The 15239-nt window shown below is 74.5% G+C and carries 12 protein-coding genes and 1 pseudogene; 7 read left to right on the forward strand and 6 right to left on the reverse strand.

The features are described 5' to 3' along the window. Nucleotides 1-6 precede the first annotated feature (6 nt). From ACLZOT_RS16015 to ACLZOT_RS16025, 3 genes are all read left to right on the forward strand, one after another. Complete coding sequence (locus ACLZOT_RS16015) at nt 7-678, forward strand: NUDIX domain-containing protein (protein WP_416969564.1); 672 nt, start codon at nt 7-9, stop codon at nt 676-678. Between the two features lie 59 nt (nt 679-737). After that, nucleotides 738-1331 (forward strand): hypothetical protein, encoded by a 594-nt coding sequence (locus ACLZOT_RS16020; RefSeq protein ID WP_416969565.1) that lies wholly within the window; start codon nt 738-740, stop codon nt 1329-1331. 105 nt (nt 1332-1436) lie between these two features. Continuing rightward, complete coding sequence (locus ACLZOT_RS16025; protein ID WP_416969566.1) at nt 1437-2411, forward strand: acetylxylan esterase; 975 nt, start codon at nt 1437-1439, stop codon at nt 2409-2411. Here ACLZOT_RS16025 and ACLZOT_RS16030 read toward each other — a convergent pair. From ACLZOT_RS16030 to ACLZOT_RS16040, 3 genes are all read right to left on the reverse strand, one after another. Beyond that, on the reverse strand, nt 2398-2988 hold the full coding sequence (locus ACLZOT_RS16030) for a hypothetical protein (protein ID WP_416969567.1): 591 nt from the start codon (nt 2986-2988) through the stop codon (nt 2398-2400). The two genes, ACLZOT_RS16025 and ACLZOT_RS16030, sit on opposite strands and share 14 nt — an antisense overlap. Nucleotides 2989-3056: 68 nt before the next feature. After that, complete coding sequence (locus tag ACLZOT_RS16035; protein ID WP_416969568.1) at nt 3057-3725, reverse strand: hypothetical protein; 669 nt, start codon at nt 3723-3725, stop codon at nt 3057-3059. Nucleotides 3726-3880: 155 nt separating this feature from the next. Next, the gene (locus tag ACLZOT_RS16040) at nt 3881-7447 is read right to left on the reverse strand and encodes a hypothetical protein (protein WP_416969569.1); all 3567 of its coding nucleotides are present in this window, start codon (nt 7445-7447) and stop codon (nt 3881-3883) included. Nucleotides 7448-7664: 217 nt separating this feature from the next. Here ACLZOT_RS16040 and ACLZOT_RS16045 point away from each other — a divergent pair, with 217 nt between their 5' ends. After that, complete coding sequence (locus ACLZOT_RS16045; RefSeq protein WP_416969570.1) at nt 7665-8804, forward strand: serine hydrolase domain-containing protein; 1140 nt, start codon at nt 7665-7667, stop codon at nt 8802-8804. Here the strand turns inward: ACLZOT_RS16045 and ACLZOT_RS16050 are convergent. Then, nucleotides 8789-9517, reverse strand: coding sequence for a class I SAM-dependent DNA methyltransferase (locus ACLZOT_RS16050; protein ID WP_416969571.1), 729 nt, complete (start codon nt 9515-9517; stop codon nt 8789-8791). The two genes, ACLZOT_RS16045 and ACLZOT_RS16050, sit on opposite strands and share 16 nt — an antisense overlap. Before the next feature lie 53 nt (nt 9518-9570). Between ACLZOT_RS16050 and ACLZOT_RS16055 the strand changes: the two genes are divergently transcribed. From ACLZOT_RS16055 to ACLZOT_RS16065, 3 genes and pseudogenes are all read left to right on the forward strand, one after another. Next, nucleotides 9571-9954, forward strand: a complete 384-nt coding sequence (locus ACLZOT_RS16055; RefSeq protein ID WP_416969572.1) for a nuclear transport factor 2 family protein — start codon at nt 9571-9573, stop codon at nt 9952-9954. Between the two features lie 282 nt (nt 9955-10236). Continuing rightward, nucleotides 10237-11376, forward strand: coding sequence for a transcription termination factor Rho (rho, locus tag ACLZOT_RS16060; RefSeq protein WP_416969573.1), 1140 nt, complete (start codon nt 10237-10239; stop codon nt 11374-11376). A 110-nt stretch (nt 11377-11486) separates the two neighbouring features. After that, nucleotides 11487-12341, forward strand: a pseudogene (locus ACLZOT_RS16065) (D-alanyl-D-alanine carboxypeptidase); the annotation flags it as partial. 83 nt (nt 12342-12424) lie between these two features. Here ACLZOT_RS16065 and ACLZOT_RS16070 read toward each other — a convergent pair. After that, the gene (locus ACLZOT_RS16070; protein WP_416969574.1) at nt 12425-13762 is read right to left on the reverse strand and encodes a glycosyltransferase 87 family protein; all 1338 of its coding nucleotides are present in this window, start codon (nt 13760-13762) and stop codon (nt 12425-12427) included. Between the two features lie 29 nt (nt 13763-13791). After that, nucleotides 13792-15210, reverse strand: a complete 1419-nt coding sequence (gene mptB / locus ACLZOT_RS16075; protein WP_416969575.1) for a polyprenol phosphomannose-dependent alpha 1,6 mannosyltransferase MptB — start codon at nt 15208-15210, stop codon at nt 13792-13794. Between the last annotated feature and the right edge of the window lie 29 nt (nt 15211-15239).

Below are 15239 nucleotides of genomic sequence, written 5' to 3' on the forward strand. Positions count from 1 at the left end.
CGCGCCATGACCCCCGAACTCCCCCGACCCGGCGTCGACACCCCCGACCACCGCGGCCGCACCCGCCTCGACCGCGCGGGCCGCGACCTGGACCGCAACCCGGGTGTCCGGGTCCGCGACGTGGAGCTGACCTCCCAGGGCTGGCACGTCCTGCGCCGCACCACCTTCGACTACCGGCGCCGGGACGGCCGCTGGGTCACCCAGCAGCGCGAGACGTACGACCGGGGCAACGGCGCCGCCGTCCTGCCCTACGACCCCGAGCGCGGACGCGTCCTGCTGGTCCGCCAGTTCCGCTACCCCGCCTACGTCAACGGCCACCCCGACGGCATGCTCGTCGAGGCCGCCGCCGGGCTCCTGGACGACGACACCCCGCTGACCGCGATCCGCCGCGAGGCCGCCGAGGAACTCGGCGTCACCCTGGGCCCCCTCACCCACGTCTTCGACGCCTACATGAGCCCCGGCTCGGTCACGGAACGCCTCCACTTCTACGCCGCCCCCTACACCCCCGCCGACCGCACGGGCGCCGGCGGCGGCCTGGAGGAGGACGGCGAGGACATCGACGTCCTGGAACTCCCCTTCACCGAGGCCCTCGCCATGGTCCGGGACGGGCGGATCGCCGACGGGAAGACGATCATGCTGCTCCAGTGGGCCGCCCTCGACGGGCCTTTCGGCGGTTGATTCGCGCCATACAGCCCGTTTCGTGCGGGAAGGGCCTCCGAACGGGGTACGACAGGAGTATGGGCGCTCGTACACGGACCCGGGTGCGCGGCTGGCGCTGGCGGAGCAACCCGCTGCGCCGCCCGTCGGACGTCGTCGAGGGGTGGACGGTGCTGGCGCTGGCGGTACTGCTGCTGGTGGCCGCGCCGCTGGCGGGCGCCCTGGCGGGGGTGTGGGCGCAGCGCGAGGGCCGGTCCGTCGCCGACCGGCTGCGCTCCGAACGCCACGAGGTCCACGCCGAGGTCGTCGGCCGCGTCCCGGACACCCCGTCCTCGGCGAGCGGGCGCGAGCAGTCGTACCGGGTGGCGGTCCGCTGGACCCCGCCGGGCGGGCAGCCCCGTACGGTGACGGCCCCGGTCCCGGCGGGCACCCGCACCGGCGACCGGGTCGACGTCTGGCTCGACTCCCGGGGCCGCGGGGTCCGCCCGCCGCCGAGCGACGCGATGGTGTGGCAGCAGTCCCTCTCGGTCGCCTTCTGCGCGGCGGGCGGCACGGCCGGGGTCCTCGTCGTCGGGTACGTGGTCTTCCGGCGTACGGCGCTGAAGCACCGGCTCGCGGAGTGGGAACGGGACTGGACCCTGACGGAGCCCCGCTGGACGCGCCGCCGGGCCTGAACCCCGCATGACCTGCGGGAACCGAAAACTTTCGGCCTCTGGTGGCCCTCCCCCACGCCACGTACCGTGAGCCCGTCCGGCCACTTCCCCGAAGGCGGTTTCCCGATGCCCCTGTTCGACCTGTCCCTCGAAGAACTCCAGGAGTACCGCAGCGACTCGGTGGCTCCGCAGGACTTCGACGCCTTCTGGACGAAGACCCTCCAGGACGCGCGGGACCACGACCTGGACGCCCGTTTCGTACCGCTCGACACGGGCCTGAAGACGGTCGACGTGTACGACGTGACGTTCGCCGGCTTCGGCGGCCACCCGGTGAAGGCGTGGTTCACCGTCCCGGCCGGAACCACCGAACCCCTGCCCCTGGTCGTGGAGTTCGTCGGCTACGGCGGCGGCCGGGGCCTGCCCCACGAGCACCTCCTGTGGGCCTCGGCGGGCCACGCCCACCTGATCATGGACACCCGGGGCCAGGGCAGCGCCTGGGGCGGCGGGGGCGGCACCCCGGACCCGGTGGGCGCCGCGCCCGCGTACCCGGGGTTCATGACGCGCGGGATCGACGCGCCCGAGAACTACTACTACCGGCGGGTGTTCACGGACGGCGTGCGCGCGGTGGAGGCGGCCCGCTCGCACCCGCTGGCCGACGCGTCCCGCACGGCGGTCCTCGGCGGCAGCCAGGGCGGCGGCATCAGCATCGCCGTCGCCGGCCTCGTCCCGGACCTCGCGGGGGCCGCGCCCGACGTGCCGTTCCTGTGCGACTTCCCGCGCGCCGCGATCCTGACGGACCGGCACCCGTACCGCGAGATCGGCCTGTTCCTCAAGACGCACCGGGGCCGCGCCGCCGACGTCCAGCGCACCCTGGCCTACTTCGACGGCGTCCACTTCGCCGCCCGCGCCACCGCGCCCGCCCTGTTCTCGGCGGCCCTGGAGGACCAGACGTGCCCGCCGTCGACGGTGTTCGCGGCGTTCAACGCGTGGGCGCACGAGGACAAGCAGATCGAGGTGTACGACTTCAACGACCACGAGGGCGGCGGCCCGTACCAGGAAGAGGTCAAGCTCCGCTGGCTGCGGACGCTCATCGCACGCTGAGCGACTTCGCGACGCGGACCACCGGGTCGTCGCCGACGGCGCCCGGTGTCCCGGGGGTGCCGGCGGCGACCGCGTACGTCAGCACCCAGGCCCGCGTACCGGCGTCCCACACGGTGAAGGTGACCCGCTGCCGGGTCTGCGTCTGGAAGGCGGTCTCCCGGAACGCCTGTTTCCCGAGTCCGCTCACCGCGTCGACCCGTACGCCGCTCATCTGGGCCGGCGCCGGGTCGGCGCGCAGGGAGTGGGCGGCGGCCAGTTCGGCGGCGTAGGCGCGGGTGGCGGGGGTGAGGGAGACGGTCGCGTCGCCGTCGGGGGAGGTGTAGGCGCAGACGTCCGGCGCGGTGCCCTGGTCGGGGGCGACCTGGGCGGTGAGGCGGGCGCCGGGGACCAGGCGCCGGGCGGCGTCGGCGGTCAGGACCGCGCAGAGGCGGGACGGCGGCAGCGTCTTCGTCGACGGCGTCGGTGAGGGGGGTGCGACGGCCGGGGACGCCTCGGGGGACGCCGGGGAGTCGCAGGCGCTCAGCAGCGCGCAGGCCGACAGGGCGAGCGCGGCGGCGGCACGGGGGAAGAGGGGCATGGTTCGGTTCCTGGGTGGGAGTGGGCACCCCGCCAGAGGGGGCGGCGGGGTGCCTCGGGGCGGGCCGGTCAGGACCAGACGTGGTACGTCCCGTAGTCCTGGACGGCGATGTTGCTGGTCCAGGAGCCCCAGCGTTCGTTCGGGGACCAGGTGTAGAAGTGCGGCTTGGCCGTGACGTCGCCCGGGCTCGGCAGGCAGGACCTGCCGGTCGAGTGGTAGATCCCGACGTACACGCCCTGCGTCCAGCGGCGCTCGACGACCTGGATCGGCGCGGCGTACTGGCCCGGCTTCATGGTGATCTGCCAGGTGAACGAGGTGGTGGTGGAGCCGTTGCGCTCGTAGTTCGGGGTGATGGAGGCCAGCTCGCTGAGCGTCTTGCTGAAGACCTTGGGGACCTTGAGGCTGATGCCGACCGAGTACTTCCAGCCGGTGGTCTTCGACTTCGACCAGGCGTAGGTGCAGCTGGGCACGTTGGTCGGGCAGCGGTAGGTGAGGTGCTCCTTGTCGCCCCGCCACACCCAGTCCTGCCAGGTGTTGCGGGCCTGCTGCACGGCCACGGTCCGTGTCTGGTACTTCGTCGACCAGTTCCCGGCGATGTCGGCGTTCGGCTCGGTGTAGTGGTTGCCCAGGCACTCCTGGCTGTTGGCCGAAGCGATCTCGGGGGTGGCCAGCACCACCAGCGGGGCCAGGCCCAGCGCCAGCAGGCCGGCCAGCCGCTTCCTGCGATCGGTCTTCACCCTGGGTTCTCCTCTTGCGTCGTCGGATCTGTCGGTCACCCGGCTCGGTGTCCGACAGCGACGCTCGCCGCCAAAGGAGTTGTTGGGAAAGCCGTCCCCCTGCCCCGATCAACTATTTGACCTGCGCTTTTGTGATCATTAACGCGCGGGCCACCTCAGCGTCCGCAGATCCGCCGGTACGGCGCGTCCGGTACGTACGTCCGCCACTGGGCCGGCGTCAGGCCGACGCCCCCGGCGCGCTCGCACACCCGCTCCAGCGCCCGCGCCGGGTCGACGTCGTACCGCTGGAGGGGGACGTGGGCGCTGCTCGCGTACAGGGTGGTGCCGTCGGTGGAGAAGGCGACGGAGTCGATCTCCTCGCCGGGGGTGGTGACCGGGCCGCCCAGGGGCTGCTGGGTGGCCACGTCCCACAGTTGGAGTCCGCCCGCGTCCCCGGCGACGGCGAGGGTGCGGCCGTCGGGGCTGAACGCGAGGGCGGTCACGCCCTGGGAGCCGAGGTCGCGCAGGATGCCCTCGCGGCGGCGCGCGTCCCCGTCCCACAGGTCGACCCGGCCCGTCTGGTCGCCGACGGCGAGCAGCGTGCCGTCGGCGGTGAAGCCGAACGCGCCGACCTCGTCGCCCTGCACGAGGTCGCGGGCGGCCGTCCGGCCCGAGGGCAGCTCCGCCAGCCGGCCGTCGCCGACGAGCAGCCCACCGTCGGGCCGCGCCCCGAGGTGGCTCGCGGTCACCCCGGCCAGCACCCCGGTACGGCGCCCGCGCGCGAGGTCCCACACCTCGTCGCGTACGGCGCCGCTGGGCGCGGACCTGGCGGCGTACAGGCCGGGGCCCAGGGCGATCCGGAGCACCGGGTCGCCGGGGAGGTCGAGGGTGGTGAGGGGGTGTTCGAGACGGACGTCCCAGATGTTCAGGGGCTGGGCCGTGGCCTCGTGTCCGGGCGCGGAGACGCCGTACGCGAAGCGGGTGCCGTCGGGGGCGAACGCGAGCAGGGGGAGGGTGTCCGGCGGGGCGGGGAGGGGCGGGAGGGTGTGCAGGAGGCGGCCGTCGGAGGTGGCGTACAGGGCGAAGGTCTCGTGGTCGCCGGTGCGGCGGGCGATGGCGTAGGTGCGGCCGTCGGGGCTCAGGCGGGTGTCGGCCGCCGGGTGCCGGACGGTGGTGACGGCCGCCGCGAGGTCGAGGGTGTGGACGGTGCCGCCCTCCAGGTAGCGCAGGTTCGCGCCGTCCCAGGCGAGGCCGCCGTAGAGGTGCTGGTTGTCGAGGGGGTGGCGGAAGACGGGGGCGGTGGGGTCGGTGAGGCTCCAGACGCGCAGTTCGGCGGCGTCGGCGGTGGCGAGGAAGGTGCCGTCGGGGCTGAAGGCGGCGTACCGCACGCCCGGGTCGTCGGCGTCGGCGATCCGGCGGCCGGTCCGCGTGTCCCAGACGCGGATGCCGCCGTCGGTGGCGGCGGCCAGCCGGTCGCCGTCGACGGCGAGGAGGTCCCCGTCGCAGACGTGGTCCTGCCGCCAGGCGCCGGGCAGGGCGTGCCCGGTGGCGGTGTCCCACACCTGGGGGGTCCCGCCGGACGGGCAGACGGCCGCGCGCCGCCCGTCCGCGCTCAGCGCGCTGAGCGGCGTCTCCACGGTCCCGCTCTGGAACAGCACGCGCCCGTCGGCCGCCGACCGCAGCCGTACCCGGTCGCCCTCGGTGACGAGGACGGTGCCGCCGTCGCGGGGGAAGCGCAGGTCGGAGACGTCCGTCAGGGGGCCGCCCGCCCAGTGGCCGGTGGCCGGGTTCCACAGGCGTACGCGCCGGTCGTCGCCGGTGACGGCGAGCAGTGGCCCCGCGGCGGTCACCGTGCCCGGCGGGACGCGGCCCGAGCCGGTGGGCCGGTGGCCGGTGACGTCCCAGGTGCGCCAGGTGCGGCCGGCCGCGCTCAGCAGGGTGCGGCCGTCGTCGAGGAGGGCGCGGCCGCGGCTGTCGCCGGGGTCCGGGTCGGTGAAGGTGTCCGTCTCCGTCTGGTCGAGGGAGCCGAGCAGGGCACGGCGGGTCTCCGGGAGCCGGGCGATGCGCCAGGCGGCGGCGCCGAGCAGGAGCGCGGTGCGCGGGTCGGTGGTGCGCAGCGCGTCGGCCACGGCGGCGACCCGGCGGGCCGCGTCCCGGGTCCGCTGGAGCGCGTTCTCGTCCCTCGCCCGGCACACCAGGACGCCCGTCATCACCGCGACCGCGAGCACGGCCGCCAGCGACACCGTCAGGACGCGGTGCCGCCGTACGGCTCCGGCGGCGGCCCGTCGCTCGGCCGCGCGGGCGTCGAGGGCGGCGGTCAGGAAGGCCCGCTCGGGGGCGGTGAGCGCGGGGTCGGCCCGGTGGTCCGGGAAGAGTTCCTCGGCGCGGGCCAGCCGGGTGCCCCGGTACAGGACGCCGGGGTCGTGGTCGTGCTCGCGCCAGGTGCGGGCCGCCTCGGCGAGCGCGCGGTGCTGGAGCAGGCGCTCACGGTCGCCCTCGATCCAGCCGTGCAGGCGCGGCCAGCCGCTGATCAACGCCTCGTGCGCGAGGTGCACCCCGTCCTCGTCGGCGGTCAGCAGGCGCGCGCGGGTGAGGCGTTCCAGCACGACGGGTACGTGGGGACAGGCCCACTGGGCGAGTTCGGCGCGGGTGAGGGGGCGGCGGGTGTCCGGGGCGCCCTCGCCCGGGACGACCATCCGCTGGAGCAGGTGGCGGGCGGCGCGGGCCTGCGCCGGGGACAGGGAGCCGTACACCTCCTCGGCGGTGGCGACCAGGGCGCCGCCCACCCCGCCGGCCGCCTCGTGCCCGGCGAGGGTCAGCATGCGGCCCCTGCGGCGGCGCCAGGTCTCCAGGAGGGCGTGCGAGAGCGCGGGGAGTCCGCCGGGTTCGCCCTGGACCTCCGCCAGCAGGCGGGCGGTGAGCGCGCGCTCGACGATGAGACCGGCGCGCTGGGCGGGGCCGACCACGGCCTCGCGGAGTTCCTCGGGTGTCATCGGGTCCAGGGCGAGGCTCGCGGTGCGCAGGGCGGTGGCGAGGGCGGGGTGTTCGGCGCAGCGGGCGGTGAAGTCGGCGCGGACGGATATGAGGACGCGGGCCGTTCGCAGAAGGGCGATGAAGGCGGAACGTTCCCGAGGGTCCCGGCAGAGGGTGAAGAGTTCCTCGAACTGGTCGACGATCAGCCGCTGTTCCCTCTCGGGGCCCTCGAACAGGTGGCCGTACGTCGTGGCCGGAGTCGCTCCAGGAGTCAGGATCTGTACGCTCGCCCGGCGCTCCGTCCGCAGCCTGGGGATCAGCCCCGCCCTCAGCAGGGACGACTTGCCGCTCCCGGAGGGGCCGCACAGCACCGCCAGGCGGTTCTCCCGGACCAGTTCCATCAGCTCGTCGGCCACCCGGTCCCGGCCGAAGAACAGGTGCTCGTCGTCCGGCTCGAACCGGGCGAGGCCCCGGTACGGCGCCCACGCCGCCTCGGGCGCCCGGCCGGTCTCCTCCTCGGCCTCCTTCCAGCGCGGCTCCCACTCGGCCAGGTCACCGCCGCAGGCCAGCACATAGCCGCGCAGGACGGCGAGCGTCGGCAGCCGTTCCCCCGCCGCCGCCTGCGACAACGTGCTCGCCGACAAGCCCGCCGCCTTCCCCATCGTCCGGTACGACGGACCGCCCGCCGCCCGGCGCAGCTCCCGCAGCTCGTGCGCGAGCCGCTGGACGGGGCCGTCCTGCGGGTCCAGCGGGCTCTCGGGACGACCCATGCACCCATACCTCCATACACCTGACGAAAGCGACATCGGGTGCGATGACGATACGAGGCGGCGCGCGGCCGTCGGGTGACGGGCGGATGACATCTGGGCGACACGATCGGCCGGCGGGGCCTTTCCGGAACCGCACCTTCCTCGCCACCCCTTCCCCTCCGTCCGACCGGTCGGTACGTTCTGGGTGCCCGGCTTCCCGACCCCTTGCGGAGGACACATGACCGAGGTGCACGGCCACTGCGACGACCGGTTCGCCGCGGTGCGCGCGGCGTTCGAGGAGAACTTCCGGGAGCGGGACGAACTCGGCGCCGCCGTCGCGGTGTTCGTGGCCGGGCAGCCGGTGGCCGACCTCTGGGGCGGCTGGGCCGACGCCGCCCGCACCCGCCCCTGGGAGCGGGACACCGTCGTCAACGTCTGGTCCACCACCAAGGGCGTCACCTCCCTGTGCGCCCACCTCCTCGCCGACCGCGGACTCCTCGACCTGGACGCCGAAGTCGCCCGCTACTGGCCCGAGTTCGCGGCGAACGGCAAGGAGGGCGTCCTCGTACGGCATCTGCTGTCCCACCGCTCGGGCCTCGCGGGCCTCCAAGTGCCGCACAGCACCGAGGAGTTGTACGACTGGGAGCTGACCGTCTCCCGGCTCGCCGAGGCCGCGCCGCTGTGGGAGCCGGGCACCGTCTCCGGGTATCACGCCCTGCTGTTCGGCCACTTGATCGGCGAGGTGATCCGGCGGGTCACCGGGCTGATGCCAAGTGCCTTCCTGGAACAGGAGATCACCGGTCCCCTCGGCGTCGACTTCACCATCGGGCTGCCCGAGAAGGAGGCCGGACGAGCCGCCGACCTGGTCGCGCCGCCCGCCCTGACGAGCACCCAGCAGTCCGCGCTGCTCGCCTCGTTCACCCCCGTCGCCCTCGCCGCGCTCGCCAACCCCCCGGTCGGGGCACCCGCCGCCAACTCCGCCGCCTGGCGTGCCGCCGAGATCCCGGCGGCCGGGGGCCACGGCACCGCGCGAGCCGTCGCCGAGCTGTACGGGCTCCTCGCCGGCGACCGGGGGCTGCTGTCGGCCTCGTCCGTCGAGCGGGTCCGCGAGGGGCAGGGCGCCTGCCGCGACCTCGTCCTCGGGGCGCAGCTCGGGCGGGACACGGAGATCGGGCTCGGGCTGTGGCTCAGCGGGGCGCACGGGGCGTACGGGCCGAACCCGCGGGCGTTCGGGCACGACGGGTTCGGGGGGTCGTGCGGGCTCGCGGACCCTGAGGCGGGGGTGTCGGTGGGGTACGTGATGAACCGGATGGGGCCCCATATCGCCGACGATCCGCGGAAGTCGGCGTTGGTGGAAGCGGTCTACTCGGCTCTGTGAGAGGTCGGTCCCGCCGCTTTGTGACCGACGACCAGCCGCGCCCTCGGGCTCCCGTCGTCCCGCGTCCCGAACTCCGGCAGCGCGCGCAGGCTCACACCGAACCCGGCGCTCTCCAACTCCCGTCGTACGTCGCCGAGTCGGAAGGTCCGGTAGTACATCACGAACGGAGGGCGCCACAGGGCGTTTCGGACCCGCATGACGCCGTCGAAGCCGAGGAGCGCCCAGTAGGCGGGAGTTGACGCCCTGGGCGGGGCGCCGACGGGGAACGCGAACGTTCCGCCGGGCCGCAGCGCGGTGTGCACCTGGCGGAACAGGACCGGCAGCTCCTCGGGCAGGAAATGCCCGAACGCGCCCAAACTGACGACGAGATCGAACGCGGCGGTGAACGGCAGCGCCCTCGCGTCGGCCCGCACGAGCCGCGCGCCGTGCTCCTTCGCCCGCTCCAGCATGCCCGCGCTGAAGTCGACGCCGGTCACGCTCCCGCAGACCTCGCCGAGCACGCCCAGCCCCGCGCCCGTACCGCAGCACAGGTCGAGCCCGTCGCCGTACGGGCCCATCCCCCTCAGCGCGTTCGCGGTCGCGTCGAGCACGGAGTCGGGCGTACGGAACGGGGTGTGGTCGAACTTCGGGGCGAGCAGGTCGTAGCCGTGCTCGACGGACGACAGCGCCTGGACGGCGAGTTCACGCAGACGGGGGCCCTCGGGACTGAACATCCGGGTCAGCCTAGCTATCCTGGCGGTCCTTGTCCTGAGCCGAGGGGATGCTCGTGCGCGCGTTTCGTGAGGCAGTCGAGTCCGGCGACATCGAGGCCGCCATCGCCCTCCTGTCGGAGGACGTCGTCTTCACCAGCCCGGTCGTCCACAAGCCCTACCGGGGCAAGCCCATCACCGCCGCGATCCTCCGGGCCGTCGCCCAGGTCTTCCAGGACCTCCACTACCAACGCGAGCTGACCACCGGCCCCGACCACGCCCTCATCTTCACGGCCCGTGTCGGTGACCGCGACCTGACCGGCTGCGACTTCATCCACGTCGACGAGACGGGCCAGATCGACGAACTCATGGTGATGGTCCGCCCGTTGTCGGCGGCCCAGGCTCTCCAGGTCGCGATGGAGGCCCGCTTCACGGAGATCGCGGCGGACGCGGCACGGTAAGCGCCTTCGCTGCGCACAGCGAGACCAGAGGTGACGGGGCCCGGGGAATTTCCGGAGCTGATTCGGGGTTGACAGACCCGGGTACCCCCAGTGTTACATTGCGGGAAGCACTTGTGTACGCCCCATCGTGGGCGCCGGTGCGGTTTCCCTTCCTTCTCCGCCCCGTGAACCGGGGTGTCTCTCCGCCGCCGGGAGCGCGTGTCGCCTCTCGACATCTTCGCGGCGATCTCCTTCCCCATCGCATGCCACATGCCCCGTCCGTCCGCGAAAGGACCGACCTTCATGACCACCACTCTCGAACACCCCCCGATCCAGCAGCAGCCCCCGACCCGGCTCGTGGCCGGCGTCCTCGATGTCGACGGCGGCGGGAAGGGGCACCTGCGGGGCCCCGGGCTCCTGCCCGAGGCGGACGACCCGCAGGTCCCGGCCGCGCTGATCCGGCGCCACGGCCTGCGCAAGGGCGACCTCGTGGAGGGCCTGCGCGACCGGCGCGGCCTGACCGAGGTCACCGCCGTGGAGGGCCGTACGCCCGAACAGGCGCCCCGGCGCCGCAAGTTCGCCGAGCTGACGCCGCTGCACCCGCGTGAGCGGCTGCGCCTGGAGCACCCCGCCGCCGGGCTCGCCGGACGGGTCACCGACCTGTTCGCGCCCGTCGGCAAGGGCCAGCGCGGACTGCTCGTCGCCCCGCCGAAGACCGGCAAGACGGTCCTGCTCCAGCAGCTCGCCGCGGCCGTCGCGGGCAACCACCCCGAGGCCCGCCTGATGGTCCTCCTGCTCGACGAACGCCCCGAGGAGGTCACCGACATGCGCCGCTCGGTGCGCGGCGAGGTGTACGCCTCGACGTTCGACCGGGCGGCCCGCCAGCACACGGCGCTCGCCGAGCTGGTCGTGGAGCGCGCGAAGCGCCTCGTCGAGGCCGGCGAGGACGTCGTGATCCTCCTGGACTCCCTGACCCGGCTGTGCCGCGCCCACAACAACGCGGCCCCGAGCAACGGCCGTACGCTCAGCGGCGGCGTCGACGCGGCCGCCCTGCTCGGCCCGAAGCGCTTCTTCGGCGCCGCGCGCGCCCTGGAGGAGGGCGGCTCCCTCACGATCCTGGCGACCGCGCTGGTCGAGACGGGTTCGCGGGCCGACGACTACTACTTCGAGGAGCTGAAGAGCACCGGCAACATGGAACTGCGCCTGGACCGCGAGCCCGCGTCCCGCCGCCTGTTCCCGGCCGTCGACCTGTACGCCTCCGGCACCCGCCGCGAGGAACTCCTCCTCACCCCGGCCGAGTTGACGGCCACCCGGGGCCTGCGCCGGGCCCTGGCCTCCCGCGACACCAGCACGGGCCTGGAGACGCTCCTGGAGCGGATGCGCAAGACGCCGGACAACGCGACGTTCCTGCGGCAGGTGCAGCCGACGCTGCCGGGCGCGTAGCCACCGCGCACCCCCGCCGCTCGCGTCCCCCTACGGCATCCGAGTGCTCGCCACCCCCCGATCGGCACGGGCAGCACGCCGATCCGCAAGATCGTTTCTACGTTGACCGTATGACGATCGGATTCTCCTCCCGCGCCGCCGTGTCGGCCTGCGCGCTGTGTGCCCTGGTCTCCCTGACGGCGGGGCCGTCGGCGTTCGCGTCGGCCGGGCCGGGCACCCCCGATCCGCACCGGACGTCGTCCCCCGATCGCCCGAGGACCCCCGGCGCCCCCTCCCCCGCCCTGCTGCACCGGCCCGGCACCCACGTCCACCCCCGCCCCGGTGCCCCCGCGCTCCCCGGTGTCTCCGCCCTGTCCTGGGTCGTCGCCGACGCGGACAGCGGGGCCGTCCTCGCCGCGTCCGACGCGCACCGCAAGCTGCCCCCGGCGAGCACCCTGAAGACCCTGTTCGCGCTGACCGTCCTGCCGGTCCTCCCCGCCGGCATCCGGCACCGGGTGAGCCCCCGGGAGCTGGAGGGCATCGGCGCGGGCAGCAGCATGGTCGGCGTCGCGGAGGGCCGTACGTACACGGTCGCCGACCTGTGGCGCGGCGTGTTCCTGAACTCGGGCAACGACGCCGTGCACGTCCTGGCCGCGCTGAACGGCGGCTGGGAGACGACGGCACGGCGCATGCAGGCCAAGGCACGGTCACTGGGCGCGCTGGACACGCACGTGCTGTCCCCGGACGGGTACGACACTCCGGGCCAGGTGTCGTCGGCGTACGACCTGGCCGTGTTCGGGCGCGCGGGGCTGCGCAACGCGGACTTCGCGCGGTACTGCGGGCTCGCGCGGGCCCGGTTCCCCGGGGGCGGCGGCTGGTCGTACGAGATCGAGAACACGAACCGGCTGCTGACCGGGGAGGACGGGATCGCCCGCTATCCGGGGCTCGTGGGGGTGAAGAACGGTTACACCTCCAACGCCGGGAACACGCTGGTCGCGGCGGCCCGCAAGGGGGGCAGGACGCTGGTGGTGACGGTGATGAACCCGCAGGCGGGGGGCGGGTTCGCGGTCTACGAGGAGGCGCGGGAGCTGCTCGACTGGGGTTTCGCGGCGGCGGGGCGGGTGGATGCGGTGGGGTCGCTGGACGCGCTGCGGGTACGGCCCCGGCCGGGTCCCGGCGTGGACGCGGCGGTCGCGGCGGCCGCGCCGACGGGGGACGGGGGTCCCGGCTGGCCGGAGGCCGCGATGATCGCCGGGGCGGCTGCGCTGGGGGCGGGCGGGGTGTCGCTGGTGCTGCGCGCGGGGCGGCGGCGCTGACCGGTCGGCAGCCACAGGAGGAGGCCGAGGGTGATCCACACGTACAGGTTGCTGCCGAGGAACCCGTCGAGGCCGGACGCGTCATGGAACCAGATCCATACGACACTGGTGCACATGACGGCGTACAGAGTTGACGCGATCCGTACATGACCGGATCGGATCAACACGACGAACGACGGAATCAACCAGATCAAGTGATGCACCCAGGTCACGGGACTGACCAGACAGGCCGTCAATCCGGTCAATGCGAACGCCGTTCGCCACTCCCCCGCGCGCCGCACCCGCCACACCCACACGGCGAGCACGACCAGGACGACGGCCGCCCACACGGCCTTGCTGTCGACGCCGAGGCGGGCGAGGACCCCTTGGAGGGACTGGTTGGAGACGTAGTCGAGGTGTCCCACGCGCGTGGTGTCCCACAGGGCGGTCGTCCAGTAGAAGCGTGACGCGTCGGGGGCGGCCAGCGCGGCGAGGCCGGTCGCGCCGACGGCCACGGCGGTGGCGACCCCGGCCGCGCGCCACCGGCGGGTCACCAGAAGGAGCCCGATGAACAGCGCGGGCGTGAGCTTCACGGCCGCCGCGAGGCCGATGCCGATGCCCGCCCGGCGGTCGCGTCCGGTCGCCAGGAGGTGCGCGTCGGCCAGGACGAGGGCGAGCAGCAGGATGTTGACCTGGCCGAAGCTGATGGTGTCCCGCAGGGGTTCGAAGAGGGCCAGTACGCACAGGGTGAGGCCGACGCCGTACCAGCCGTGCCGCTTCCAGTCCCGGCCCGCGAGCAGGCGCAGGACCAGGGCGAGGGCGGCGAGGTTGAGCAGGAGGGCGGCGGCGATCGCCGTGTGGAGGCCCACCAGCGCCATGGGGAGCATCGCGACGGCCGCGAAGGGCGGGTAGGTGAAGCCGTACGGGGTGCCGGGGACCCGGTAGTCGTAGACGCGGCCGCCGTGGTGGGCCCAGTGGTCGATCGTGCCCCAGTAGACCCGCAGGTCGAACCAGTCCCGCAGGAGCGGCACGGTCGCGGTGAACACCGTCACGGCGGCGGCCAGCGCGATCAGCAGGGTCAGTCGGCCGCGGTCGGTCTCGGGGAGTCTCATGGTCCTCGGGGCTCGTGGGGTGCGTGGGATCATGCCGTGCGGCCGTGCTGGAGGCCGGTGGGGCGGGAGGCGAGGCGGGCCTGCCACAGGACGACGACGGCGAGAGCGCCGCCGGAGACGGCGAGCAGGACCTGTCCGGCGTCGGCGGGGTCCCCGTCGGGCAGGACGGCGAGGGCGAGAACCCCGGCGACGGCGACGGCGGTACGGTGCCGTACCGACGTGTCGGGTGCGGCGGCGGCGATCAGGAAGAGGCCCCACAGCGCGTACCAGGGGCGGATCGCGGGGCCGAAGGCGGCGACGGCGGCGAGGCTGAGGCCGAGCGCGTACACCGGGCGCGGGCGCAGCCGCCACCAGATGGCGGCGACGAGTCCCGCGGTGACCGCGAGGCCCAGGGCGTGCCAGGCGGGCACGGCGAGCGGTGCGAGATCGCTGTCGGCGTGTTCGAGGAGGGCGCCGGTGGCGCGGCCCAGCAGGCTCGTGAGGGCCCAGTTCTGGGGGGAGACGGGGGTGCTGAGGGCGCTGATCCAGCCGTATCCGGTGCCGGTGGCGGCGGTGACGGCGACGGTCGTCGCGGCGGCCGGGGCGAGGGTCCTCGCGCCCGCGCGCAGGGCGCCGTAGAGGCCCTGCCCCCTGTGCTGGAGCAGCACGATCACCGCGAGCCCCAGCGCGGCCGGTGCCTTGACGAGGGCGGCGAGGGTGACCAGGACGGCGCCGAGGGTGAGGCGTCCGCCGAGGGCGGCGACCAGGCCGATGCCGAGCAGGCCCAGCATGATCGCGTCGTTGTGGGCGCCCGCGACGAGGTGCAGCAGCACCAGCGGGTTGAGGACCCCGAGCCACAGGGCGACCGCAGGGTCGGCGCCGCAGTGCCGGGCGAGTCGGGGCAGGGCGGCGGCCATCAGGGCGACGCCGAGGAGGGCCACGCAGCGCATCCCGTACAGCCCGGCGGGCAGCTCCCCGCGCGTGAGGTCCGCGAGGGCCCCGGCGAGGCCCATGAAGGCCGGTCCGTACGGCGCCCCGGTGTGCTGCCACAGCGGGGCGACCTCGTCGGCGAGCGGGCCGCCGAGGCTGGCGGGGCCGTAGGAGTAGACGTCGATGTGGGCGTCGACCATGGCGCCTTGCGCGAGGTAGCTGTAGACGTCCCGGCTGAACAGGGGCGGGGCGACGATCAGCGGCGCCGCCCAGACCGCGAGGACGAGCACCAGCGCGCGCGGGGAGGGCGGTTCGCCGCCGCGTACCCGGCGGCCGAGGAGCACCCAGGCGGCGGTGAGCAGCACCAGTCCGAAGTAGACGCCGACGAGGCCGAGGACGGCGTGCGGGGAGGAGGGGGCGAGCAGTTCGCGCGCGGGGAGGGCGCCGGCGCTCTCGCCGCCGAGCGCCAGGCAGGAGGTGCCGGCCAGGCCGAGCACCTGGCAGCGGCGGAGAGCGACGGGGAAAGCCTTGGCCAGCACCCTGTCAGCGTGGCGACGCCGGGTGGCCG

Source organism: Streptomyces sp. 4F14 (genome assembly GCF_048159485.1).
GTDB lineage: Bacteria > Actinomycetota > Actinomycetes > Streptomycetales > Streptomycetaceae > Streptomyces.

Bases quoted from the DNA above. Each gene is read 5' to 3' on its own strand.
- ACLZOT_RS16045 (WP_416969570.1), top strand. From the start codon at position 7,665: ATGACCGAGGTGCACGGCCACTGCGACGACCGGTTCGCCGCGGTGCGC.
- ACLZOT_RS16050 (WP_416969571.1), bottom strand. From the start codon at position 9,517: ATGTTCAGTCCCGAGGGCCCCCGTCTGCGTGAACTCGCCGTCCAGGCG.
- ACLZOT_RS16030 (WP_416969567.1), bottom strand. From the start codon at position 2,988: ATGCCCCTCTTCCCCCGTGCCGCCGCCGCGCTCGCCCTGTCGGCCTGC.
- ACLZOT_RS16020 (WP_416969565.1), top strand. From the start codon at position 738: ATGGGCGCTCGTACACGGACCCGGGTGCGCGGCTGGCGCTGGCGGAGC.
- ACLZOT_RS16070 (WP_416969574.1), bottom strand. From the start codon at position 13,762: ATGAGACTCCCCGAGACCGACCGCGGCCGACTGACCCTGCTGATCGCG.
- ACLZOT_RS16025 (WP_416969566.1), top strand. From the start codon at position 1,437: ATGCCCCTGTTCGACCTGTCCCTCGAAGAACTCCAGGAGTACCGCAGC.
- ACLZOT_RS16015 (WP_416969564.1), top strand. From the start codon at position 7: ATGACCCCCGAACTCCCCCGACCCGGCGTCGACACCCCCGACCACCGC.
- rho (WP_416969573.1), top strand. From the start codon at position 10,237: ATGACCACCACTCTCGAACACCCCCCGATCCAGCAGCAGCCCCCGACC.
- ACLZOT_RS16040 (WP_416969569.1), bottom strand. From the start codon at position 7,447: ATGGGTCGTCCCGAGAGCCCGCTGGACCCGCAGGACGGCCCCGTCCAG.